This window comes from Endomicrobium proavitum (assembly GCF_001027545.1).
GTDB lineage: Bacteria > Elusimicrobiota > Endomicrobiia > Endomicrobiales > Endomicrobiaceae > Endomicrobium > Endomicrobium proavitum.
In genome coordinates this window covers 1,322,599-1,347,641 of record NZ_CP009498.1, presented here as the reverse complement: position 1 = coordinate 1,347,641, position 25,043 = coordinate 1,322,599, and the positions used below count along the sequence as shown (strand labels likewise).

Below are 25,043 nucleotides of genomic sequence, written 5' to 3'. Positions count from 1 at the left end.
GCCATTGTCGTTGTTGTTTTCCGTTCACACTTTTGCCGTTACTTCCACATGAAGCGCACCGCCGCGTTAACAAGCACTTATAATATACAACGATAAAACAATTACGAATCAACATCAAAAACAAATACCCCGCCCGCTTCGCGTCCTCCGGTGCGCTCACCCCGTATTACAACCTTACGGGGCAGGCTCGTTTTTGGATTAACATCTTACTTACAAGCGCCCGTTCGTGGCTCGTGCTCCTTATTCGTCGCACACTCACCCCCTTTTAAAAAGGGGAATTAACGACACAGAAGGCAGAGGGTGAGAAGATAAGAGGATAAGATGGTAAGTAAAGACTCAAAAAAACGTTACTTACCATCTTGCCATCCTATCCTCTTATCATCTATTTTTGCAAAAGGGGAATTGACAACACTTGCTCCTTACTCCTTCCTACTTTCTACTTTAACAACTTCCTACCCGCCACAGCCTTTTTACAAAACATTTCGCACCTAAACAAAGCAAAAAACTTAATTTTCAACACTCCAAATTTCAATTTCAAGGGTATTCGGATATGGGAGGATGCGGAAAATCGCAAGGAAAGGCGTTTATTGCGGTTTTCGCCTTTAATGTTTCATGTGAAACAGTTGGAAGCTTGGAAGTTTAGAGGCTTGGAGGTTTAGCAACAACATTGTCTTGTGCCGTTACTAAACTTCCACGCTTCTAAGTTGCTTAACTTCTGCTTTTAATTATCATTGATTTTTCAATGTGTTTTAAAATATTTATACAAATCTTTGTGGGTGTTAAATATTTCGTCGGCTTGTTGCAGGAAAATTTTCGGCAGGGTGGTTGCTATTGCAAAGCATTTCATTTTTGCAGCTTTTGCGGCAGTTATTCCGTAAGGCGCATTTTCTATAACCAAGCACTGCGCAGGGCAGACATTTAAATTTTTTGCGGCAAGCAAATAAGAATCCGGAAAAGGTTTTCCTTTTTTCACCATATCTCCGGCAGTAATTGTGTCAAAAAGTTTATACAATTTTTTCGGAAGCATTTTCGCCGCTTCTGTTTTAGACGACCCCGTAACAACGCCCACAAACAATCCTTGCCTTTTTAAAAAAAGGACAAACTCCTCAATGCCGTCAAAAATAAATCTTTTAAAATATGCGTCAAAAATTTTCTCTCGCTCAAAACGTATTTTTACCGCAAGTTTTTTCGGCAGAGTTTTTCCGCTTTCTTTAAACGCAAGTTTTATAACTTTCTCCCATTTGGCGCCTTCCATTTCAAAAATTGTCGTCGGAGCTACCCGCACGTTATATTTTTTTAAAACTTCAAACCACGAAATAAAATGATACGGCATAGAATCCGTTATAACGCCGTCCATATCAAAAAACACAGCCTTAAATTTTTTTAAATTAAAATTTTTCATATAAACTCCAAACCCTCACTCGCCCGCAAAAGAAAGTGATAGACTTTATCCGGTTTACACCTGTTACCTATTACCTTTTACCTATTACTTATTTTTTGCTACTTGCCGTTCTCAAACTTTTTTCAATACTTTCTAAACTTCGCCCGCGCGTTTCTATAACTTTAAATTTCACAAACAAAATTGACAAAACCGCCATAGCCGCAAAAATTATAAAAATTTGCGAACCGATTTTTGAAAGAAGCCAAGGGAACATAAGCGCAACGCCCAAGTTTGCCGTCCAGTTAGCTACCGACGAAACGCCCACGCCAATGCCTCTTATTTTTAGAGGGAAAACTTCGCCTATCATTATCCACATTATAGGCCCCCACGTAAGCGCAAAAAAAACAATATAAGCCGCGCAAGCCGCAAGAACAAGATACGCAGAAGACGCGCCGTTTGAAAATACGCCAAGCGTTAAAAGTGACAACGTCATTCCTATGCTGCCGGTAATAAGCATTTTTTTGCGGTCAAATTTGTCCATTATAATAAGCGCGATAATTGTTACCAAAACATTTACAACGCCTATGCCAACCGTGCTAAGTATTGCCGAAGAATTGCCAAGCCCCACGGAAGCAAATATTGTAGGCGCATAATATATAACGGTATTACATCCTATAAGCTGCTGAAAAATTGCAAGCCCCACGCCGACAATAAGCGCCGGGCGAACCCAACGCGCAAATAGTTCGGAAAACCCTGCGCTGTCTTTTGCGCACGCCGCCTTAATTTCGGAAATTTCTTTTTTAGCGCCGCGAGCGTTTCCTAAAAGTTTTAAAATATTAAAAGCCTCGTCGGCATTGCCTTTGCACACAAGCCATCTGGGGCTTTCCGGAAGAAGTAAAGTTCCAAAAAATAAAATTATCGCAGGTATTGCCGCAAAGCCAAGCATAACCTGCCACAAACCGGCGTCCGCAAAAATAAGATTTACAATGTAAGCAGATAAAATTCCTACGGTAATCATCAGCTGATTTAAAGTTGAAAGCGTCCCGCGGGATTTTGCCGGCGCCATCTCCGCAAGATATAACGGAACCAAAGCCGAAGCGCCCCCTACGGCAACGCCCAAAATAATTCTTGAAAATATAAGAATTTCCGCATTAGGCGAAAGCGCCGAAGCAATTGCGCCCGCCGCAAAAATAAACGCAGAAATTAAAACCATTTTTTTTCTTCCGAATCTGTCTGCAAAATAACCAATCATCGCTGCGCCCATTATTGCGCCAAACAAAATTGCGCTTACAACAATTCCTTGAGCAAAAGGCGTAAGCTTCATATCGGTTTCAATAAATAAAATCGCGCCGCTGATAACGCCGGTATCATACCCAAACAAAAGCCCGCCCAACGCCCCAAAAAAATAAACCAACTTTCCGGAAATTTTTTTCATACAATCCTTTTGACGGCAATTATAAATTACGAATTAGAAATTAGAAATTTAGGTGAAAAGCAATTATTTAATAAACGTAGATTCCCGATAACAACCCTCGGCAATGACAAACAACGACAACGGTCGTTAGCTCAAATTCAGAGCAACAAATTAAAAACTACCACACTCCGTGAGCCGCCATAAAACACCCATGATCGGTAACTTTCATTCCCGCTGCGCGCGCCTTATTAACGGCATTTTCCGAGCGCGAACCCGGCTGCATCCAAACTTCTTTTATTCCAAGCTTAACGGCATCATCAACAGTTTTATCCGTGCCTATAGGAGGCACAACCGTTAAAACAATATCCGGCTTTTGCGGCAAATCCGCAAGCGTTTTATAAATTGTTTTTTCACGAACAACTCCGCCGCGCACGCCGACGGGCTCTACATTAAAACCCGCGTCAAGCAAGTCTGAAAAAATTTTATATCCGAATTTTTCTTGATTTTCGCTTACGCCTACAACCGCAATCTTTTTATTTTCATCCATAAAATTTCTCTCCTAAATTTAAACTTTAGAGATTATTGAAATTTTATTTTTTAAAAGAATTTCAATCGCCTTATCTATATCTTCAAATTTAAAAACCATTAAAGCATTATCGGATTTTTTTTCCACAAAACCATACATATATTCAATGCTTATATTATTGTCCGATAAAACCTTAAGCGCCGACGCAAGACCGCCCGGATTATCGCCTACTTCTACGGCAACTATGTGGGCAATGGTGGCAATAAAACCGTTTTCTTTAATAATTTTTATTGCGTCTTCCGCCTTATCTACAACAAGCCTTACAATGCCGAACTCCGGACTTTCCGCCAAAGTTAACGCTTTAATATTAATGTTATTTTTTCCCAAAACGTTGCATAAATCGTAAAGTCTGCCTTTTGTGTTTTCAATAAAAACCGACACTTGCGTAATTTTCATTTTTGTTCTCCTATATCAGCTCTTTTTGCGTTTCTTGCAAAACCTCGTCCGGATTTTTGTTAAGCTCAAAATAAATATAAACCATTGCAAGGGAAATTAAAGGAATTGTAAGTATTGAGCCCGCAACTAAAATAAATCCCGCAAAGTTTATAACGCCCGACAAAACTAAAAATAAAAATATTTTTTTGCGGCACATTAAAGTTATGCGAGCGCTTTTTGCAAAACTATCCGCAAGAGACAACCCTTCCAAAACGCCAAAATAAAAAAATGAAAACCGCGCAATAAGCGCAGAAATTGCAACGCCCGCGCCCAAAACTATAAACGGCACAAGTATGGAAATTGACAGCAGATTAGCGTCCGTAAAAAACTTTTGCACCCCGTCGGACGTTAGCGCAAAAAAACATAACACGGCCGTAAACATAGGCAAACTTAAAATTATAAGCCCGTAAATAAATAACGCTATTTTTTGAGCGGAAGGAAAAAAATTTTTAACCGCCGAAACATCTTGCTTAAATACTACAGCCGCAAACGAAGTTAAAAAGAAAAATATCAAACTTTCAAAAAGTATAGGAGTGCAAATTACAAACATCTGAGCAAAAAGCTTAGCCGTAAAGCTTGAATTTTGCCCAAGCACGGAATTTGCAAAAATTAAATTTGAAAACACCAGCGCCCTCTCCGCAAAAACGCAAGCCGTAGTAAAAAAGAAAACTTTATAAAAGTTCTGCGTAAAAAACTTCAACGCAAACCGAAACGCCTGCTTAATAGAAAAATTATTCATGTTAATCCTTTTGACGACAATTATAAATTATAAATTACAAATCAACATCAAAGAAAAATACCCCGTCCGCTTCGCGTCCTCCGGTGCGCTCACCCCGTATTACAACCTTACGGGGCAGGCTCGTTTTTGGATTAACATCTTACTTACAAGCGCCCGTTCGTAGCTCGTGCTCCTTATTCGTCGCACACTCACCCCCTTTTACAAAAGGGGAATTAACGACACGGAAGGCAGAGGGTGAGAAGATAAGAGGATAAGAGGGTGAGTAAAGACTCAAAAAGACGTTGCTTACCATCTTGCCCTCCTACCTTCTTATCATCTTATTTATTATTTATTATTTGTTACTTGCTCCTTACTCCTTCCTACTTTCTACTTTAACAACTTGCCGTTTCTCACCTTCTCAACTTCTCACCCTCTATTTTATCTTCGGCTTGCAACAGCAGCTGCCAAAACAAGCCCCGCGAACAAAAAATACTACAATTTTCTATTATCAATAACGCGCTTGGCTTTGCCTTCCGAGCGGGTTATGGTTTTGGGTTCCACAAGTTTTACATCTACGCCTACAAGTATTGTTTGCTCAATGCTTTTTTTAATTTTATTGCGCACCGCTTCAATTCCTTTAAGCTCGTCGGTAAAATACTTTTGCGCAATCTCAACTTGCACTTCTATTTTATCAAGCCCGTGCTCGGCGCGGTCAACTATAATTTGATAATTGGGCAAACTTTCTTCAACCTGCAGCAGCGCGTATTCTATTTGCGTGGGGAAAACGTTTATTCCTCTAACAACTATCATGTCGTCGGTTCTGCCTTTAATTTTGCTTATGCGCGGAGCGGTTCTTCCGCACGCGCAAACTTCATTGTTTATTGAAACAAGATCTCTTGTGCGATATCTAAGTAACGGCATTCCCGTCCTTGTAAACGTTGTTATTACAAGTTCGCCTATTTCGCCTTCTTTGCAGGGCTTGTTGGTTTTGGGGTCAATAATTTCCGGATAGAAAACATCAGACCAAAAGTGCAGACCGTCGCGCAAATGACATTCCTGCGCAACGCCCGGCCCTGAAATTTCAGAAAGTCCGTAAATATCCGTTGCAAGCATTCCGAGAGATTTATCTATTTCGTCTCTAATTGCCGTAGTCCACGGCTCGGCGCCGAAAATGCCTATGTCCCATGAAACGTCTTCAACTTTAACGCCCAAATTGTGAGCTTCTTCCGCCATATACAAAGCAAAACTCGGCGTGCAGGCAAGAATGCGCGGCTTAAAATCTTGCATAAGTTTTACTTGTCTTTTTGTTTGACCCGACGACATAGGCATAATAGGGCAGCCGAATTTTAACGCGCCGTAATGAAGACCCAGCCCGCCGGTAAAAAGTCCGTAGCCGTAAGCAATTTGAATAATATCTCCGGGATTACCGCCGGCAGCGCCAATAGAACGCGCGGCCGCTTCCGCCCACAAATCTACATCTTCTTTAGAATAGCCGGATACAACAGGGTTGCCCGTTGTGCCCGAAGAAACGTGCACTTCCGCAATTTTTTCTATCGGCAAAGAAAAAAGCCCGAACGGATAAAAGTCGCGCATATCGTCTTTTGTAGTAAACGGAAGTTTTGTTATATCGTCAATTGTTTTTATAGAGCTGGGAGAAAAGCCGCTTTCATCAATTCTTTTTTTGTAAACGGGAGAGTTTTTGTAAACATATTTCACAAGGTTAGCAAGGCGTTCGGACTGCAAATTTTTTAAATCCTGCAAAGGCATTATTTCATACTTTTCATTGAAAATCATAAAATTACTCCGTAATTTTGAGGTTTAGAAGTTTGGCAGCTTGGAAGTTTAGCAAAAAAAGACAAAAGCGTTTTCGGGCTGTTGAAAAGCTTCCAAACTTTTAAGCTGCTAAGCTTCTATTCTATTCGCCGCTTCTAAAAAAACTTTTCTGTTTTCTTCTATTAACTTACCTTTAAAGCCAACTTCTAAAGCTTTCAGCCAGCTTGCTTGCGTTATGTTTAAATGTTTTGACAAACGTCCAAGCATAAAAGTGTTTATAAATTTTTTGTTCGGCAGGTTATTTGCTTCTTCTAAATCTTTAAGCATATCAACGCCGTCGGGCGCAAGAAAAGAAAGAAGTCTGTCGCGCTCGCTTTTATAAAACGGAACCAAAAAATTCGCGGCGCCTTCTTCAATTAACGGCGACGCCACAGTATTGCAAACTTTACACGCAAACCGCACGTGGCTTTCCACCGACCCGCCGCGCTGCGCCATGCCGTGCACTTCGGATTTTTTCGTATGATATCCGTCATACATAGACGCCAAAGAAACAATTTCCGCGGCAGTAAGCACGCCCTGCCCGCCGGTTCCGCAAAATAAAATATTAATTACTGTTTTCTCTTTCATAAATATCCTTTAAGCAATCAAAAAATAAACGGTTATGCCGCTTTTTTCAAAGCGCCGAATTTGCAAGCGTTGGCGCAAACGTTGCAGCCGTTGCATAAAAAATCATCGTGACAAATTTTGCCGTCTTCGCCTTTGTAAACGGCAGGGCAGTCTATTTGCAAACACGCGCCGCAGTTAACGCATTTTGACGGCGTAAAAACGGGCACAAAAGCTTTATTTCTTTCTTTCATTCTGCACGGAAAGCGCGCTATTAAAACAGAAAGCGCGTCTTTGTTCATAAGTTCTTTTATTTTTTCTTCAAGCTCCGGGTTAAACGGGTTTAACGTTTCAACAATGTCCGCGCCTGCGGCTTTGCAAATATCTTCCAATTTTAATTGTTTCGTCTGCACGCCTTTTGCGTCAACGCCTGTTGACGGGTTTGGCTGGCTGCCCGTCATTGCGGTGTTTGAATTATCCAAAATTATAAGCGCGCCTTTTGTTTTATTGTAAGCGGCGTCAACAAGTCCGGTAATTCCGGAATGCACAAAAGTGGAGTCGCCTATAACGCCTACAACTTTATTGTGTCCCAAAACTTTAGACAAACTCTGCATAATTGTAACGCTTGCGCCCATGCAAACCGTTGTGTGCAAAGCTTCAAGCGGTTTTAGCGCGCCAAGCGTATAACAGCCTATATCGCCGGCAACTACGGCTTTAAGTTTTTTTAACGCCACAAAAACAGGGCGATGCGAGCAGCCCGGACACAAAACCGGTTTTCTGGCGCCGGAAGGTTTTTCAACCTTTTTATTATTTCCGGCTATAATTTCTTTGACTAATGCAGAATTTAACTCGCCTACGCGGTAAGACAAATCTTTGACTTTTGCGGCAATTCCAAGCTGCTTAACGTGTTCTTCAATAAAAGGTTCCAGCTCTTCAATAACATAAAGCTCTTTGACCTCTTTTGCGAATTGTTTAATTTTCTCGTCGGGAAACGGGTAAGAAAAACCGAGCTTTAAAAACGAAGCGTTAGGGAAAGTTTCTTTTGCGTAAAGATAAGAAACGCCGTCGGCAATTATGCCGATATTTTTATCGTTAATTTCTATTTTATTTAATTCGCTCTCGTCTGCAAACTTTTGCATTTGCAAAAGTTTAGCTTCAAGCGCAATGTGTTTTTTATAGGCGTGACCCGGCACCATAACGTATTTTGGAGCGTTGGGGGTAAAAGTTTTGTCGGCAACTTCTTTGCGCGCGGCAATTTCAACGTTTTCTTTGGTGTGCGAAACTCTCGTCGTAAGACGTATTATTACAGGCGTGTCAAATTTTTCGCTTATGTCAAAAGCGGCTTTCGCCATTTCGTAAGCTTCTCTTGGGCTGGCAGGTTCAAGCATTGGAAGTTTTGAAAATTTTGCTATAAGTCTGTTGTCCTGTTCGTTTTGGGAAGAAGCAAGCTGCGGATCGTCGGCTACAACTACCGCAAAGCCGCCGTTAATGCCCGTGTAGGCGGAAGTCATCAGCGGGTCCATGGCAACGTTTAACCCTACGTGTTTTGACGAATACATGCTGCGAACGCCCGCAATAGACGCGCCCAAAGCAACCTCGTAAGCTGTTTTTTCGTTTACAGACCATTTTGCGTCAACTTCTGAAAATTTTGCAAGATACTCTAAAATCTCCGTCGCCGGAGTGCCCGGATAAGAAACTGCGGTTTTAAGACCGGCCTCGTAAGCGCCTCTGGCAAGCGCTTCGTCGCCGGATAAGAGATGTATTGTTTTCATAACATTCCTTATGAAATTTTTTGGAAAGCAAACAAATTTTAGCTTTTTTTAACGTATTTGTTAAGGGCATTTTTAATGCGAGCATCTTTAATGCAAGCATTCTTAATGCCTTTAGTATTTTGAGTTTAAGCAAGGCGCGCAAACGCACGCAAGCATAAGCGCAAAACACAAAGCGCATTTGACTATATATTCGCTTTTTAGATATAATACTTGAGCATTTCTAAAACTAAAAGCACGGGCAATAATGCCCAAAAAAGGATATAGTAAAAATGAAAAGAACGTATCAGCCAAACAAAGACAGAAGAAAAAAGAAAATAGGTTTTAGAGCCAGAATGGCAACTCCCGGCGGAAGAAGAGTTCTTTCCGCGCGCAGAAGAAAAGGCCGCAAAACAATAAGCGCGTAAACTTTTTATGCCAAACAAAAAAAGCTTTTCCTTCTCGTATAAAGAAAAGCTGCATTTGCAGAAAGATTTTAATAAGGTCTTCAAAAAAGGCCGCAGGCTTGATAATAAAATTATTAAGATTTACGCATATAAAAAAGCCTCTGCGCCAAACGGCGCGGTTTCGGGCAGCCCGTATTTAAGAAGGCTTGGGCTTGTCTCTCCCAAAAAAGTCGGGACTGCCGTTCAAAGAAATAAAACAAAAAGAATATTAAGGGAAATTTTTAGAACCAACAAACATTCGTTGGAACCCGGCTTGGATTTAATTTTTATTTCCAAACCAGAAACCGCATCGCAGGATTATAACAGTCTAAAAACAACCATTTTAGAAATGCTTAAAAGCGCAGGGTTTTATAAATGAAACGCTTCGCGCTTTTCTTAATTAAATGTTATAAATTCGTCTCTCAAGGACTTCCTCCGCGATGCCGTTTCCAGCCAAGCTGCTCCTCGTATGCATATCAGGCAATAGAAATTCACGGGTTTTTTAAAGGTTGTTTTTTAGCTTTTAAAAGAATTATACGCTGCCACCCTTTTTGCAACGGCGGCTGCGACCCGGTTCCACCTAAAAAAAGGATTTAACAATGAACAAAAATTCAGTATTGTTTGTAGTGTTTTCCGCAATAGCTTTGTTTGGCTACTTTATGTTTGCGCAGCCTCAGCAAAAACCCGCAGCTCAGCCCCAGCCCGCGCAGCCTGCAGCTGCAGCGCAAAATGCAAAATCTCAAAACGCAACGGCGGCAAGCGTTAGCGCAAATAAAAATACCGACGGCTCAAAAGAAACTTTTACGCGCATTGAAACCGACAACTATAAAATTGTTTTCACAAATAAAGGCGCCGGCGTAACAAGCTGGCAGGTTAAAGAAAACAGCGGTCAGTGGGTAGATTTGGTTCTTAACAAAGACATAGCTGTTTTAACGACTTTTCCGGATGCCACATATAAATATGTAGCGTCAAAATCAAAACAAAACGCTGTGTTTGAATATGTTTCGCCCGACGGATGGAAGGTTACAAAAACTTACTCCATATCTCCTAATTCTTACATGAATAATATTGAAATTGTTCTTGCTAAAACAAAAGCTAACGCAGCGCTTCCGGGTATTGATTTCTCGTGGGGGCCGGGCTTTGGCACGGATGAAAAAGAGCTTAAAGAAAACGAAAGCCAGACAAGAGTTATAGCTCTTAACGCGCAGACGGGTTCCGTAAAAAAACTAGAAAAAGAATCCGAAACGGCGGCGCAGTTTAAGTGGGCTGCAATAGACAACAGGTATTTCCTTGCGGCGTTTATCCCGCAAACTCCGTCGGATTTTAATGAAATTATTGCGCAGCGCGCCGACAAAAAAGCGCCTATTGCAATTCATTTAACGGCAACTCCCGCAAACAATGCAAACTCGCAAACGTATTCGGTAAACTTTTACGCCGGGCCTAAAGGCTACACCTATTTAAAAGGTTACAATCTCGGTCTTGAAAAATCCGTTGATTTCGGATTCTTCGGATTCTTGGGCAAAAAAGCGCTGGCGGTTTTATATTTCTTCCAAAAAATTACCGGCAACTACGGCTGGGCAATTGTGCTTTTAACCTGCGTAATACAAGTTTTAGTTTTGCCTCTTACGTTAAAAAGTTTTCACTCCATGGCGGCAATGAAACGCGTTCAGCCTATGGTAAAAGAAATTCAAGCGAAATTTAAAGATAACCCGCAAAGACTTCAAGCGGAAATGATGAACGTTTACAAATCGCAAAAAGTTAATCCTCTGGGCGGCTGTTTGCCAATGCTTTTGCAGCTTCCTATTTTCTGGGCGTTTTTCGCAATGCTTCGCAACGCTTACGAATTAAGAAACACTCCGTGGATTTTGTGGGTAAAAGATTTGTCCGCTCCCGACCAGCTTTTCCATATGAATCTTATTCTTACAAATAACTTTAATTTGTTGCCGCTTATAATGGGCGCGGGAATGTTTTTGCAGCAAAAACTTACTTCCGCAACCGCAGACCCGGCGCAAAGAAAAATGATGTATATTTTGCCGGTGGTGTTCACATTTATGTTTTGGAATTTCTCGTCGGGGCTTGTGCTTTACTGGCTTACAAACAGCATTTGCTCAATGATTGCGCAGTATCTTGTAATAAGAAAAGATTCCGCCCGCGTAAAACACGCGTAACTAAGTTTGTCGGTTGTCGTTATTGAAAACAGAGGTAATCAAAAAATGCCGGAAATAGAAATTAAAGCAAAAAGCATAGAAGAAGCAATTGCAAAAGGTCTTAAAGAATTAAATTGCACAAGAGAAAACGCTGAAATAAAAATTTTGGACGAAGGTTCCAGCGGGCTGTTTGGCCTTATGGGCGCAAAGCCGGCGGTAATTTTAATATCCGCAGATAAAAATTGCAAAACGCAGCCCAAAAACGCTTCTCTTGAAGCGCGGCGCAAAGCGGAAATAACAATTGCGGATATTTTGCACAACATGGGCATTGAGCTTAAAAAAACACAATCCGACGCCGACAAAGACATTATAAATTTATCAATACAGGTTTCCGACAGCGGTTACGTTATCGGCAAAAACGGTCAAACGCTTGACGCGTTGGAATATATTACGCAAATTATCGTAAATGCCGGCTTGCAGGAAAAAGTTAAAATAAATTTAGACTGCGAAAATTACAGAGTTAAACAAATTGAAAAATTAAAAGCTCTTGCCGACAAAGGCGTAACTTATGTTTTGCGCACAAAAAAGATTTACCGTTTTGAGCCGATGAACGCAAAAGAAAGAAAAATAATTCACTCATATCTGCAAGACAACCCCAACGTAGAATCCTTTTCCGAAGGCGAAGGCATAATGCGCAAAGTAGGAATAAAAACGGCGAAGTAAGAAGATAAGAAGCTTGGAAGCTTGGAAGTTTAGAGGATAAGTAACGACAAGAAGTCCCTTTTATTTTGCTGTTGCCTATCTTCTAAGCCGCCAAGCTTCTTATCTTCCGCTTTTCTGTCGTTACTTACCTTCTAAACTTCCAAACTTCTTAACCTCCGCTTTTCTGTCGTTGCCTATCTTCTAAGCCTCCAAGCTTCTTATCTTCCGCCTTTATTGCTATAATACTTCCTATGAATTACAATACCGAAGACACTATTGCCGCGCTTTCTACCGCTGCGGGTAAAGCGGCTATCGCCGTTATACGTTTGTCCGGCAAGCGTTCGTTTGATATTATAGGGAAGATTTTTGAAACTAAAACTTCGGCAGCTAAACAGGTTCAATACGGCTGCATTGTTGACGGCGGCGAAAAAATAGACGAAGTCCTTTGCGCTTTTTTTAAAAACCCTAACACCTACACCGGCGAGGATATTGCTGAAATATCCTGCCACGGCAATCCTGTAATAATAAATAAAATTTTAAATCTTCTTTACAAAACCGGCGCGCGCCAAGCGCTGCCCGGAGAATTTACTTACCGCGGTTTTATCAACGGTAAAATGGATTTAACAAAAGCCGAAAGCGTTTGCGCGTTAATAACAAGCAAAACGGAAACCGCCGCAAAAGCCGCGCTAAATAATGTGTCGGGCGAATTTGCAAATAAAATAAAAAACTTAAAAAACGATTTAACAAATTTGCTGGCGTTTATGGAAGTGTCGCTTGACCACCCCGAAGAAGATATAATGTTTTTATCGCGTCAAGAAAAGCAAGCCCGTTTAACGCTGCTTATAGAAACTACAAAAAAATTATTAGCTATTTATAAAATAAGCGAAAGCCTGCAAAAAGGTTTGAAAGCCGCAATTATCGGCAAACCCAACGCCGGGAAATCGTCGCTGCTTAATGCAATTGTCGGCAAAAACCGCGCCATTGTTACAGACATTGCCGGCACAACCACAGACACCATTGAAGAGTTTATAGATTGCCGCGGCGTGCCGCTTACAATAATTGACACCGCGGGCATACGCACCCACAGCGACAACTCAATAGAGCTTCTTGGGCAGAAACGCTCCAAAGAAGCCGCCGCAAAAGCAGACGTAATTATTTGGGTTTTAGACGGCTCCGCTCCGTTTGACAACAACGACAAACAAATTGCGGATTTCATAAAAACCGAAAATATAAATACACCTATATTATATGTGTTAAACAAAGCAGACTTGGAACGGCAAAGTGAAAAGTGGAAAGTGGAAAGTGAAATTAACGACAAAAGCAAAAACAAAAACGAACAACAGAATGACCAAAGTGAAAAGTGGAAAGTGGAAAGTGAAATTGCCGTTAATTCTCAATTGCCGTTAAAAGTTTCTTCTCTAACCGGCGACGGCATTCCCGCGTTGCTTAACGCCATAGCAAAAATTGCCGGAGTTTCCGACACGCAAAACGATTTGTTAATGATAAACTCGCGCCACTACGCGCATTTGGAAAATGCTTTTAGCGCGCTTACAAAAGCAAAAGAAGCCTACGCCTTAGAAGACGCCGACGAAATTGCAGCCTTTGAAGCCCGCGCAACACTGTCCGAACTAAACGAAATTTTAGGCATAACAACCTCTCAAGATATTTTAGACACAATATTTTCAAACTTCTGCATAGGAAAATAAGCAAGCAGATGATAAGAGGTTAAGAGGGTAGGAAGGAGGAAGGAGTAAGGAGCAAGTGTTGTTAATTCCCCTTTTGCAGAAATAGATGATAAGAGGATAAGCAACGTCTTTGTGAGTCTTTACTTACCATCTTATCCTCTTATCTTCTCACCCTCCGCCTTCTGTGTCGTTAATTCCCCTTTTATAAAAAGGGGGTGAGTGTGCGACGAATAAGGAGCACGAGCCACGAACGGGCGCTTGTAAGTAAGATGTTAATCCAAAAACGAGCCTGCCCCGTAAGGTTGTAATACGGGGTGAGCGCACCGGAGCCCGATAGGGCGGGGTATTTTTTGTTGCTGTTGACTCGCAATTAATAATCCCTGACAACAACAGCGCCGCAGCATAGCGTTATAAAGGTTAAACAAATGCGTCAAAAACACGGTCAAAACTTTTTAACAGACAACAATATTATTAACAATATAATTAAAGCCGCCGCCCTCACAAAAGACGACGAAGTCCTTGAAATAGGTCCGGGCAAAGGCGCGCTTACAAAAATTATTGCGCCGCAAGTAAAACATTTAACCGCCGTAGAAATAGACAAAATTTTATTTCAACAATTAAATTATTATTTTGATTTCCACAAAACAGAAAACGTAACGCTGATAAATGAAGACTTTTTAAAACTGCAAAGTGGAAAGTGGAAAGTGGAAAGTGAAATTAACGGCAAAAGCAAAGACAAAGATGAACAACAGCAGAGCCTGAAGCAAGTTCAGGGTGATCAAAGTGAAAAGTGGAAAGTGGAAAGTGGAATTAACGGCAAAAGCAAAGACAAAGATGAACAACAGCAGAGCCTGAAGCAAGTTCAGGGTGACAGTGTTGTTGAGTTTAATCGCGTCTCTCGTTGTCATTGTGAGACCCTCGTCTCAAAATCCGCCGTTGCTGTTAACGGTGCCGTTAATTCCACTTTTCACTTTCCACTTTCCACTTTGCCTTTTAAGGTTGTCTCCAACCTTCCCTACAACGTCGGCACGGCGATAATTCAAAAAATATTGCCAACGCCAAATTGGACAACGTGCGTTTTCATGCTGCAAAAAGAAGTTAACGAACGCCTTGCCGCGCCGGCGGGCAGCAAAGACTACGGTTACATTTCAATTTTTACGCAATACTATGCTAACGCGCAAATTATGTTTGACGTTTCCCCCCGCTGTTTTACCCCGCAGCCAAAAGTTACGTCGTCGGTAATAAAATTAACAAATAAAAACGCGCCCCCTCCGAATAAAAATTTTTTCCCTTTCGTTAAACACGCGTTTGCAATGCGCCGCAAAACCATTTTAAACGCCGTAAGTTCTTTCGCAAACTTAGACAAAACCCAAACCGCAAAAATTTTACAAGAAATAAAAATAGACCCCATGCTTCGCCCCGAAAAACTCTCAATAGAAAACTTCCTGCAAATAATAACCCATATACCGCAATAAAAATTTATTTATTTTTTGTTTTGTATTATTACAAGCCGTTGCCGCCCTCAAGCGTCCTATGAGTGGAGTATTTTTATTGCACTAAAAATTCCCGCATGTTTGAGCACAAACCTTAAAGTCGTTATCGTGCGAGTTCGGCAATTGCGATAAAAACTTGTAACGAATGCTTGCCGGCGGCAGAGTTTTTGCTTACTTTTTGATCGTCTGCAAAAAGTGAGGCGGGGGTTGGGGCGCAGCGCCCAAGGTGTTGGGGTTGCCACATGCAACTTCAAAATAAAAAACAGCTTGACAAGATTTACCAAAAAATATACAATCTTCTATTAGCAAAAACGACTCATTTTTCAATTATATTTAAGTTGTGAATAATACTATCCACATCTGTGGATAACTTGGTGAATTTATGATTATTGAAAGCTCCGAACTATGGCAAAAGGTTGTGGATAACCTTAACTTATCCATAAATCCCGAAACCTACAACCTGTGGATTGCCCCGCTAAAACCGATATCTTTTGAAAACAATATTTTCACCGTTGCGGTGCCGAACGTTTATTTTTCGCAGTGGATAGAAGCTCATCAGCAAAAAAATATAGAACAGCTTTTATCTGCCGCCGCGGGCGCGCAAATTGTTTTGCAGCTGCAGCCTCAACAGGATATAATGCCCGTAATAGCAAAAGTTGAAAACACTCCCGCTCCGGCGGACGTTGCCGCGCCGATATCTCAAAGAGATCAAATAAATCCTAAATATGTTTTTGAACGTTTCGTGGTTGGCTCGTCAAACAGATTTGCGCACGGCTGCTCGGAAGCCGTTGCAAAAAATCCGGGCAAACAGTTCAACCCGCTTTTTATTTACGGCGGCGTTGGTCTTGGCAAAACGCATTTGCTGCACGCTATAGGAAATTACATTAAACAAAATAATCCAGCGCTAAAAGTTTTATACGTTACCGCAGAAAGGTTTACGTCGGAATTTATAGAAGCTCTGCGTTTTGACAAAATGCCTTCGTTTAAAAATAAATACAGAAATCTTGACTGTTTGTTAATAGACGACATTCAATTTCTCGTAGGCAAAGGAAGCTCGCAGGAAGAGTTTTTTTATATGTTTAACTCGCTTCACACGTCGGGAAAACAAATAGTTGTTTCTTCAGACCGCCCTCCCAAAGAGCTTGAAAAAGTTGAAGAGCGTTTAATTTCTCGTTTTGAGTGGGGCATTACCGCAGATATCGCCTCTCCGGATTTAGAAACCAGAATTGCAATACTTAGAAAAAAAGCCGAGGATGAAAAGCTTTACGTTCCCGACGACGTTATCATATATATAGCCACGCAGATAAAATCTAACATAAGAGAGCTTGAAGGCTCGCTGCTTAGAATTACCGCTTTTAGCGCGTTTACGGGCACGCCGTTAACTGTGGATTCCGTACAGAAAATTTTAAAAGATATTATAAAACCGCAGTCCGACGCGGCAATAACCATAGACAACATTCAAAAAATTGTCGCCGAAGAATTTAACATAGAACTTCGCGACATGAAATCCAAACGCAGAACGGACGCCGTAGCGTTTCCCCGTCAAATAGCCATGTATCTTGCAAGAACTTTAAGCGATAAGTTTTCCACCACAGATATAGGCGACGCGTTCGGTGGCAGAGACCACACTACCGTTATGCACGCCTGCAACAAAATAAAAGAAAAAATGAATTCCGACCCGTATTTTAACGCAAAACTTAACCAAATAATCAAAAAAATCAGAGCCGCAGAGTAGCTTCAAAAGGCAGAGGGTGGGAAGATGAGAAGATAAGATGGTGAGTAAAGACTCAAAAAGACGTTGCTTATCCTCTTATCATCTATTTCTGCAAAAGGGGAATTGACAACACTTGCTCCTTACTCCTTCCTACTTTAACAACTTGCCGTTACTCACCTTCCCACCCTCCCATCTTCTTTCTTCCACGTGCATAATTTGTATAAAATTTGTATAATATTTATGTTCCTTAATACTCTTAATAACTTCGTAGTTTTACTAACATAATTATTAACTTTAACGCTTTAAAAATTTATCTTCATAAACAAGCGTTTTTTCTTAAATAAAAGCCTTATTAACAATATACATACGCCTACAACAACAATAGTCTTTTTATAAATTCAGGGAGGAATTAGATGAAAGTAATCTGTGGAAAAGAAGAACTTATTAAAGGTATTCAAACAGTCTCTCCGGTAGCGTCTTCAAAAAGCACGTTGCCTGTTCTGTCAAACTTTTTATTTGAAACCGAGGGAGATAGAATAAAGCTTTCATCTACAGACCTTGAAATTGCGGTTCAGTGCCACATTAAAGGCGAAATTGTTGAAGAAGGCGGCATAACCATTCCCGCTAAAAGATTTGCCGATATTATCAAAGAACTTTCCTCCGAAGCGGATATAGAAATTAAAGCCGACGACACAAATCAAATAAATATAAAATCGCAAAAATCAAAATTTACCCTTATGGGAATTTCTAAAACGGAATATCCCGTAATTCCGGAATTTCCAAAAGAAAATAATTTTACGGTAGATAAAAATGAATTTGCCGCAATGCTTAGAAAAACGGCGTTTGCGGTTTCTAAAGATTCTCAAAGATACGTTTTAAACGGCGTATATTTTATTGCCGACGGCGAAAGTTTAAAAATGGTAGCTACCGACGGCAGAAGGCTTGCTTATGTTACTACAAATAATTTAGATAAAAAAATTAAAGGCAAAGCCATAGTGCCCACAAAAGCCGTGTCGGACATTTTAAGACTTATAAGCGCTGCAGAAAAAGCGGAAAAAGTTAAAGTAGGCTTAACCGACAGCCAGTGCGCCGTAGAAATTGACGATATAACTTTTGTTTCCACATTAATAGAAGGCGTTTTCCCAAATTACGAGCAGGTTATTCCTAAAAAATCCAATTCGCAGGTAAAACTTAACGTTAAAGAAACGCTTGCCGCGGTAAAACAAATGGCGCTTCTTACCGGCGACAGACTTTCTTCAGACAGATCTTCAGCCGTAAAATTTTATTTCGGTTCCGAAGTATTAAGAATTTCAGCGTCCACCGCAGGGCTTGGTTCCGGCGAAGCGGAAGTTGTTACGCAGTACAAAGGCGACCCCGTAGAAATTAATTTTAATCCTAATTTCATAAAAGAAGTTCTTCAAAACATAGACGAAGATTTCACAATTTTTGAATTTACAAACGCCCTAAACCCGGCAACCCTTGCCCCCGAAAACGACAAAAATTATTTGTGCGTAGTAATGCCAATGCGCGTGTAATAACGGCAGAGGGTGGGAAGGTGAGAAGATGGGAAACGGCAAGTTGTTAAAGTAGAAAGTAGGAAGGAGTAAGGAGCAAGTGTTGTTAATTCCCCTTTTGAAAAAGGGGGTGAGTGTGCGACGAATAAGGAGCACGAGCCACGAACGGGCGCTTGTAAGTAAGATGTTAATCCAAAAACGAGCCTGCCCCGTAAGGTTGTAATACGGGGTGAGCGCACCGGAGCCCGATAGGGCGGGGTATTTGGGTATTTGTCTTTGCCGTTAATTCCTAACTCCTCATTTCTAATTACTAATTTAATTGCAGTATTCGTCACTGCGAGGAAAGGCAAAGCCTTAACGCGGCAATCCGGAGTTGTTGCCTGTAATTGTGCAGGAACAAAGCCCCTTGCATAGTTTATAAATATAATTCCCGTCGCTTTTTTGGAATAATAAATGACCTTTTCATTTTTTGAAGAAAAAAAACAAAAATATAAAGCGGAGCGCAAATCCAACCTTACGGAAGTTTCCGGGGTTATGGAAGCGCTTAAAAAAATGCTCGGATTAGATTCCGACTTTTTCACAATCGCAAAAGTGTGGGATAAAGAAGTAAACGTTGACAGCGCGGAAATTTCAGGCTTTAAAGACGGAGTTATCTACGCCCAAACCCCATACAGCGCCGCCGTCCACGAAATAAATTTACGCAAAAAAGAAATAATCCGCCGCCTAAACCAATACATAGGCACCAACAAAATAAAAAACATAAAAGTAACGATAAAGTAAGCGAGACACAACATTCAAACATAAAAGAAGCAATATTATGAATTTATATTTCCCAAAACTTGATATCAGCGGATATAAGAATAATTCGCAAAAAATTCGTATTTTATCTGAAGCATGGTTTTTTATAAATGGATTTTGCCCCTACTGTAAAAATAAATTAGCCAAATTTGAAAATAATAAAAAGTTAGCGGATTTTTATTGTGTAAAGTGTAAAGAAGAATTTGAATTAAAAAGTAAAAATACAAAAAATCTTAACCACAATAAAATTGCTGATGGCGAATACTTTACAAAGATTCGGCGATTGCGGGCTGATAATAATCCTAGTTTGTTTTTTCTTACTTATAATAATAACCATGTTGGCAATTTAATGTTTGTTCCCAGATATTATTTTACTGAAAATATTATTGAAAAACGAAATCCATTAAAATCTACGGCAAGGCGGGCTGGTTGGACAGGAAGTAATATTTTATTATCACTTATTCCTAATGAAGGTAAAATTGTTTTAGTTGAAGGTTCTAAAGTTCTTTCTGAAATAGGTGTTAAAAGTAAAATTTTAGCAACTTCATTTTTAAAAAAAGAAAAGATAGCAAAACGCAGTTGGATTATAGATGTAATGAATTGTGTTAATAAAATTAAAAAAGAGACATTTGTTTTAGAAGATATTTATAAATTTGAAAAAAATTTGCAACAGCTTCACTCTGCAAATAAGAATATTAAGCCAAAAATTCGTCAACAATTACAAATTTTACGAAACAAGAAAATAATAGAGTTTGTTGATAATAAAGGGAAGTATAAAAAAAGAAGCATATGAAAAAAGAAATAACAGAAAAAGATTTTGTAAAAATTATTCGGAATTGGGTCACAAAATCATATGGCAAAACAGAAGCTATAAACCCAAGTTGGAATATAAAAGCGCTATCTAAAGAAATTATAACAATATTAAAAAGACATGAATTTTAAAAATCAAATAAATACAGGAGCGCTAAATGGCGGAAGAAATTAAGAAATCCGAGGAGTATGGTGCGGGTAATATTCAAATTTTGGAAGGGCTTGAGGCCGTTCGTATGCGTCCGGCTATGTATATTGGGTCCACCGGCGGGCAGGGGCTGCATCATTTGGTTTACGAAGTTGTTGACAACTCCATAGACGAAGTGTTGGCTGGATACTGTAAAAATATAGACGTTGTAATTCATTCGGACAATTCCGTAACCGTGCAGGACGACGGGCGAGGAATTCCTGTCGGGCCGCATCCGGACCCTAAATATAAAGGCGTGGACGCGCTGGAAATTGTTTTAACAAAACTTCACGCGGGCGGAAAGTTTGACAAAAATTCTTACAAAGTTTCCGGCGGACTTCACGGCGTGGGCGTGTCTTGCGTTAACGCGTTAAGCGATTTGCTTATAGTGGAAGTTTTCCGCGACGGCAAAATTTACAAACAAACTTATTCTCAAGGCAAACCCACAAGCAAAGTTACCGTTGCCGGTAAAACCGACGAGGGCGGCACAAAAATTACCTTTCATCCGGATCCGGAAATTTTTACCGAAACAGTTTACTCTTTTGATATTCTTACAAAACGCTTAAGAGAGCTTGCGTTTTTAAACGCCGGCACGCACATTCGCATTGCCGACGAGAGAGAAGATAAAGAACACATTTTTGATTACGACGGCGGAATAAAAACTTTCGTGCAGTATTTAAACACAAACAAAAACGTTATCAATAAAGACCCGATATATTTCATGAAAGAAAAAGATAACGTAAACGTAGAAATTGCAATGCAGTATAACGATTCTTACAACGAGCAAATTTTCAGCTTCGTAAACAACATCAACACCATAGAAGGCGGAACGCATCTTTCGGGTTTTCGCAGCGCGCTTACAAGAGTAGTTAACGAATACATTAAGAAAAACGATATTTCAAAAACTAAAGATTTAAAACTTTCCGGCGAAGATATCCGCGAAGGTTTAACCGCGGTAATTTCCACAAAAGTTCCTAATCCGCAGTTTGAAGGGCAAACAAAAACAAAGTTAGGCAACGGCGAAGTTGAAGGCATAACGCAGTCTATTGTGGGCGAGGCGCTTACAATATTTTTAGAAGAAAATCCCGGCATAGCAAAACAAATTTTGGAAAAAGCCATTAACGCGGCGGAGGCCAGAGAAGCCGCGCGCAAAGCCAGAGAAATGACGCGACGCAAAGGCGCGTTAGATTCCGCGGCGCTTCCCGGAAAACTTGCGGACTGTTCGGAAAAAGATCCGGCAAAAACGGAATTGTTTATAGTTGAGGGAGATTCCGCCGGCGGTTCCGCAAAGCAGGGCAGGGACAGAACTTTTCAGGCAATACTTCCGCTTAGAGGAAAAATTTTAAACGTAGAAAGAGTGCGCCTTGCAAAAATGCTTGCCTCTGACACAATTAAAATGCTTATTACCGCAATCGGCGCGGGCATTGGCAAAGACGATCAAGATTTTAATATAGACAAAGCGCGTTACCACAAAATAATAATTATGACCGACGCCGACGTTGACGGCGCGCACATACGCACGCTGCTGCTTACTTTTTTCTATCGCCACATGCCGCAGCTTATAGAAAAAGGTTTCGTTTACATTGCGCAGCCACCGCTGTATAAAGTTAAAAGAAATAAAAAAGAGTTATATTTAGACAGCGAAGAAGCGCTTGATAAATTTTTATTTGCGCAGGCGTTAGACGGGGTGGAGCTTGCGCTGCTTAAAGACGGAAACACGCAAACGGAAATTGACGACGCAACTTTGCGCAAAATAGTTGCAAACATCAGCGAGCTTGACGGGCTTTTAAAGAAACTTTCCAAAAAAAGCGTAACGTGGAAAGATTACCTTAAATTTAAAGCCGACGGCGCGCTGCCTCTTTACAGAACGGTTTTAGACGGAAACGTAAAATATATATATTCGGATAAAGAGTGGAAAGAATTTAAAGATCAGCTTCTTGCAAAACGCAACGAGCTTGCCGCCTCGCGCGGAGAGCTTGCGGGAATTACCGAAACGGATCAAGCGGATCAAATTCTTCCGGAATACAAAGATTTGTGGGAACTTCCTCGCATAGACAAACTTGCAAAACAAATTGAAGACGCAGGTTTGCATTTAGAACATTACGGCGAAACGCACACAAAACCGGTTTACAGACTGCAAGACAGCGAGAAGAAAACCAAAGGCGACATTTACGAGCTTCACTCAACTATGGAACTTTTAGACACAATAAGAGAGCTTGGCAATAAAGGCGCCACAATTCAAAGATATAAAGGTTTGGGAGAAATGAATCCCGAACAGCTTTGGGAAACAACTATGGACAAAGCAAACCGCAAACTGCTTCAGGTAAAAGTTGAAGACGCGGTAGAAAGCGACAGAATTTTTACAACCCTAATGGGCGACCAAGTAGAACCGCGCAGAGCATTTATACAATTGAACGCGTTGGACGTAAGAAATTTAGACATCTAAAAAGACAAGTAGAAAGTAGCAAGTAGTAGGGAGCAAGTAATGCCGTTAAAATTAAAGCCGGATATTTTAACCTTATGCCAACAGATAAAATTTTTGAAGTTATGCGGACTGCGGCTCTTTCTACAAATCCGAAAGATATCGGCATAAAAAATCTTCCTCAAAACAAGATTGCCGTTTTCGGCGTTGTTATGGACATTGGTTACCAAGAGGGCGCCGCAACCCTAATAACTTATAACACCGGCGACGCAAGTTTATATTACAGTTTCGGCGGCGGTTTTACAAACGGGGCAAGTCGTCCTGAAATAAAAGACGCAACCATAAAATTTGTAGCTTTCGCGCAAACGCTTGTAAGCCGCGCGCAGCCGGTAATGTTGCAGCAAACGCCGCTTGCGAATATCAACGAAATAAATTTTTATTTGCTTTTAAACAAAGGCGCGTTTTTGCTGAAAACAAACATTAATAATATAGGCAGTTTGTCGGAATTTTTCCAAAAAGCAAACGCAGTAATTACAAAAATAAACGTCCACAGCGAAGTAAAACTAAAACACAAATACTTCGGCGGACAACAAACGGCAAGAAATAAGTAGGAAGGAGTAAGGAACAAGCCCCGGCGCAATTATAAATTACGGAAAAACATTAATTCCTTCTTTTATAAAAAGGTTAGCCAAAGAATTATGAATAAAGAACTTCAATTTTTAATATACAATACGCCGCAAGAGAATATTAAAATAAATGTTGTAATAAAAGATGAAACGATTTGGCTCACACAAACAGCTATAGCAGAGCTTTTTGGTGTGCAAAAACCTGCTATAAGTAAGCATATAAATAATATTTATAATGAAAAGGAACTGACAAAATCAGCGACTGTTTCCAAAATGGAAATGGTCGTAAATCGTGGTTTCCGCGGCAAGATAGATGATTCTATTGATTTTTACAACCTTGATATGATAATTGCTGTAGGGTATCGTGTAAATTCATCAAAAGCAACACAATTTAGAATTTGGGCAACAAAAACGCTCAAAGAATTTATACAAAAAGGCTTTGTGCTTGATGATGAACGCTTAAAACAGGGGCAAGCGGTTTTCGGCAAAGATTATTTTCGTGAACTTTTAGAGCGTGTCCGTTCTATCCGTGCAAGCGAGCGGCGCATTTGGCAGCAAATCACAGATATTTTTGCCGAATGCAGTATTGATTATGATAGAAATTCATCTACTACGCAGGATTTCTACGCAATGGTGCAAAACAAATTTCATTTTGCCATAGCAGGGCAAACAGCCGCTGAAATTATTTATTCCAAAGCTGATAGAAACAAAGAAAATATGGGACTTACTGCTTGGAAAAATTCTCCTGGCGGGCGTATTCTTAAATCGGATGTTGCAATAGCAAAAAACTATTTGCCTGAAAAAGAAATAAAACGTTTAGAAAGAGCAGTTGCCGGTTATTTTGATTATATTGAAGATTTAATTGAGCGTGAAAACACATTTAATATGCAAGAGTTTGCCGCAAGCGTAAACGAATTTCTCTCATTTAGAAAATATCAAATTCTGTCAGACAAAGGCAAAATCTCAAAACAACAAGCCATTACCAAAGCAGAAGCAGAATACAATGAATTTAACAAAACGCAAAAAATAATTTCCGATTTTGATAAAACAGTTAAAAAATTGGAACAGAAAGCAAAAGAGTAAAGAGAAGATTTAAATATACAATATAATATTGGCGAGATTTTTGCGGCGGTTTTACAAACGGCGCAAGCCACGTGGAAATAAAAGACGTAACTGTAAATTTTGTCGTATTCGCACAAACGCTTGCTAACTGTGCAGAGCCCATAACGCTGTCGCAAACGCCGCTTGCAAATATTAACAAAATAAAAAATAAGCACAAGCAGAGTTGAGGAGCTTTTAGATGGATAAGAAGCCTGTGAAGAGACAAAAATCAAGAAAGAGTACTCATAGGACAAAAAAGAGTAAAAGCAAAGTACTTGAAATAATAGTAATCATTGCCATAGTAATTGTCGGAATAAAAATTATTAGCTTTCCGGTAGGATGTATTAATGCCATGTTTGAGCATAAATTGAAAATAGAACGCAAAGCTAATTCTGCAGATTTATCAGCAATGGTAAAAGAAATAAATCTTGGATTGCCCGTAATGGTAGATGATTTAACAAGAATAGATTCAGTATCTTTATTGCCAAGCAATACGCTAAAATATTCAGTTACTATTATAGATTATGCAAAAGATGAATTAAACATAAAAACTTTCAAAGAGCTTAAGACTAAAAGCTTAACCGCACATTTTAAAGAAGAACCTGCAAAGGGATATGTTAAATTTATAAAAAATAATAATATCTCACTTGTATATCAATATAATGATAAAAATGGAGAGGAGCTGTTTACGGTTGATATTCCGGCAGCACAAACAGGTAAGTAGTATATAAATGTGTCGT

24 protein-coding genes are annotated in these 25,043 nt (G+C 40.1%); 16 read left to right on the top strand and 8 right to left on the bottom strand.

The window, feature by feature from the left end; all coding sequences use genetic code 11:
- Positions 1-739 precede the first annotated feature (739 nt).
- From Epro_RS05750 to iorA, 8 genes are all read right to left on the bottom strand, one after another.
- Positions 740-1,402 (bottom strand): HAD family hydrolase, encoded by a 663-nt coding sequence (locus tag Epro_RS05750; protein ID WP_052571099.1) that lies wholly within the window; start codon positions 1,400-1,402, stop codon positions 740-742.
- A gap of 88 nt (positions 1,403-1,490) precedes the next feature.
- Positions 1,491-2,816, bottom strand: coding sequence for a sugar porter family MFS transporter (locus Epro_RS05745; RefSeq protein ID WP_052571097.1), 1,326 nt, complete (start codon positions 2,814-2,816; stop codon positions 1,491-1,493).
- A 157-nt stretch (positions 2,817-2,973) separates the two neighbouring features.
- The gene (locus tag Epro_RS05740) at positions 2,974-3,342 is read right to left on the bottom strand and encodes a CoA-binding protein (RefSeq protein ID WP_052571096.1); all 369 of its coding nucleotides are present in this window, start codon (positions 3,340-3,342) and stop codon (positions 2,974-2,976) included.
- Positions 3,343-3,360: 18 nt separating this feature from the next.
- Positions 3,361-3,777 carry a hypothetical protein gene (locus Epro_RS05735; RefSeq protein ID WP_052571094.1) on the bottom strand — a complete coding sequence of 139 codons (417 nt, stop codon included), beginning with the start codon at positions 3,775-3,777 and terminating at the stop codon, positions 3,361-3,363.
- A 10-nt stretch (positions 3,778-3,787) separates the two neighbouring features.
- Complete coding sequence (locus Epro_RS05730) at positions 3,788-4,555, bottom strand: hypothetical protein (RefSeq protein WP_052571092.1); 768 nt, start codon at positions 4,553-4,555, stop codon at positions 3,788-3,790.
- A gap of 471 nt (positions 4,556-5,026) precedes the next feature.
- Positions 5,027-6,328, bottom strand: a complete 1,302-nt coding sequence (locus Epro_RS05725) for a phenylacetate--CoA ligase family protein (RefSeq protein WP_052571090.1) — start codon at positions 6,326-6,328, stop codon at positions 5,027-5,029.
- Between the two features lie 108 nt (positions 6,329-6,436).
- A complete protein-coding gene (locus Epro_RS05720) occupies positions 6,437-6,934 on the bottom strand; it encodes a 2-oxoacid:acceptor oxidoreductase family protein (protein ID WP_052571087.1) in 498 nt (165 codons plus the stop codon).
- A gap of 32 nt (positions 6,935-6,966) precedes the next feature.
- A complete protein-coding gene (gene iorA / locus Epro_RS05715; protein WP_052571084.1) occupies positions 6,967-8,682 on the bottom strand; it encodes an indolepyruvate ferredoxin oxidoreductase subunit alpha in 1,716 nt (571 codons plus the stop codon).
- A gap of 269 nt (positions 8,683-8,951) precedes the next feature.
- Between iorA and rpmH the strand changes: the two genes are divergently transcribed.
- The 16 genes from rpmH (at position 8,952) to Epro_RS05635 (ending at position 25,027) form a co-directional block, all read left to right on the top strand.
- Positions 8,952-9,086: a 50S ribosomal protein L34 gene (gene rpmH / locus Epro_RS05710; protein ID WP_052571083.1), complete on the top strand. Its 135-nt coding sequence runs from the start codon at positions 8,952-8,954 to the stop codon at positions 9,084-9,086.
- A 7-nt stretch (positions 9,087-9,093) separates the two neighbouring features.
- Positions 9,094-9,483, top strand: a complete 390-nt coding sequence (gene rnpA, locus Epro_RS05705; protein WP_052571081.1) for a ribonuclease P protein component — start codon at positions 9,094-9,096, stop codon at positions 9,481-9,483.
- Positions 9,480-9,701, top strand: a complete 222-nt coding sequence (gene yidD, locus Epro_RS05700; protein WP_052571079.1) for a membrane protein insertion efficiency factor YidD — start codon at positions 9,480-9,482, stop codon at positions 9,699-9,701. The genes rnpA and yidD overlap by 4 nt, the downstream gene beginning before the upstream one ends.
- 2 nt (positions 9,702-9,703) lie before the next feature.
- On the top strand, positions 9,704-11,272 hold the full coding sequence (gene yidC / locus Epro_RS05695; protein WP_052571077.1) for a membrane protein insertase YidC: 1,569 nt from the start codon (positions 9,704-9,706) through the stop codon (positions 11,270-11,272).
- Positions 11,273-11,317: 45 nt separating this feature from the next.
- Positions 11,318-11,974 carry an RNA-binding cell elongation regulator Jag/EloR gene (gene jag, locus Epro_RS05690; protein WP_052571075.1) on the top strand — a complete coding sequence of 219 codons (657 nt, stop codon included), beginning with the start codon at positions 11,318-11,320 and terminating at the stop codon, positions 11,972-11,974.
- 230 nt (positions 11,975-12,204) lie between these two features.
- Positions 12,205-13,659 carry a tRNA uridine-5-carboxymethylaminomethyl(34) synthesis GTPase MnmE gene (gene mnmE, locus Epro_RS05685; protein ID WP_052571074.1) on the top strand — a complete coding sequence of 485 codons (1,455 nt, stop codon included), beginning with the start codon at positions 12,205-12,207 and terminating at the stop codon, positions 13,657-13,659.
- 404 nt (positions 13,660-14,063) lie between these two features.
- Positions 14,064-15,113: a ribosomal RNA small subunit methyltransferase A gene (locus tag Epro_RS05680; protein WP_052571071.1), complete on the top strand. Its 1,050-nt coding sequence runs from the start codon at positions 14,064-14,066 to the stop codon at positions 15,111-15,113.
- Between the two features lie 400 nt (positions 15,114-15,513).
- Positions 15,514-16,866 carry a chromosomal replication initiator protein DnaA gene (gene dnaA, locus Epro_RS05675; RefSeq protein ID WP_052571069.1) on the top strand — a complete coding sequence of 451 codons (1,353 nt, stop codon included), beginning with the start codon at positions 15,514-15,516 and terminating at the stop codon, positions 16,864-16,866.
- A 392-nt stretch (positions 16,867-17,258) separates the two neighbouring features.
- Positions 17,259-18,380, top strand: coding sequence for a DNA polymerase III subunit beta (dnaN, locus tag Epro_RS05670; protein ID WP_052571068.1), 1,122 nt, complete (start codon positions 17,259-17,261; stop codon positions 18,378-18,380).
- Positions 18,381-18,812: 432 nt separating this feature from the next.
- Entirely contained in the window at positions 18,813-19,139 is a 327-nt protein-coding gene (locus Epro_RS05665) for a DciA family protein (RefSeq protein ID WP_052571066.1), read from the top strand.
- Between the two features lie 37 nt (positions 19,140-19,176).
- Complete coding sequence (locus Epro_RS05660; RefSeq protein ID WP_052571064.1) at positions 19,177-19,950, top strand: DpnI domain-containing protein; 774 nt, start codon at positions 19,177-19,179, stop codon at positions 19,948-19,950.
- Entirely contained in the window at positions 19,947-20,099 is a 153-nt protein-coding gene (locus tag Epro_RS07120; RefSeq protein WP_158409028.1) for a hypothetical protein, read from the top strand. Before Epro_RS05660 ends, Epro_RS07120 begins: the two co-directional genes overlap by 4 nt.
- A 26-nt stretch (positions 20,100-20,125) precedes the next feature.
- Entirely contained in the window at positions 20,126-22,600 is a 2,475-nt protein-coding gene (gyrB, locus tag Epro_RS05655; protein WP_052571061.1) for a DNA topoisomerase (ATP-hydrolyzing) subunit B, read from the top strand.
- 74 nt (positions 22,601-22,674) lie between these two features.
- The gene (locus Epro_RS05650) at positions 22,675-23,187 is read left to right on the top strand and encodes a hypothetical protein (RefSeq protein ID WP_052571060.1); all 513 of its coding nucleotides are present in this window, start codon (positions 22,675-22,677) and stop codon (positions 23,185-23,187) included.
- An 87-nt stretch (positions 23,188-23,274) separates the two neighbouring features.
- A complete protein-coding gene (locus Epro_RS05645) occupies positions 23,275-24,285 on the top strand; it encodes a virulence RhuM family protein (RefSeq protein WP_052571058.1) in 1,011 nt (336 codons plus the stop codon).
- A gap of 217 nt (positions 24,286-24,502) precedes the next feature.
- Positions 24,503-25,027: a hypothetical protein gene (locus tag Epro_RS05635; protein ID WP_052571054.1), complete on the top strand. Its 525-nt coding sequence runs from the start codon at positions 24,503-24,505 to the stop codon at positions 25,025-25,027.
- Positions 25,028-25,043 lie beyond the last annotated feature (16 nt).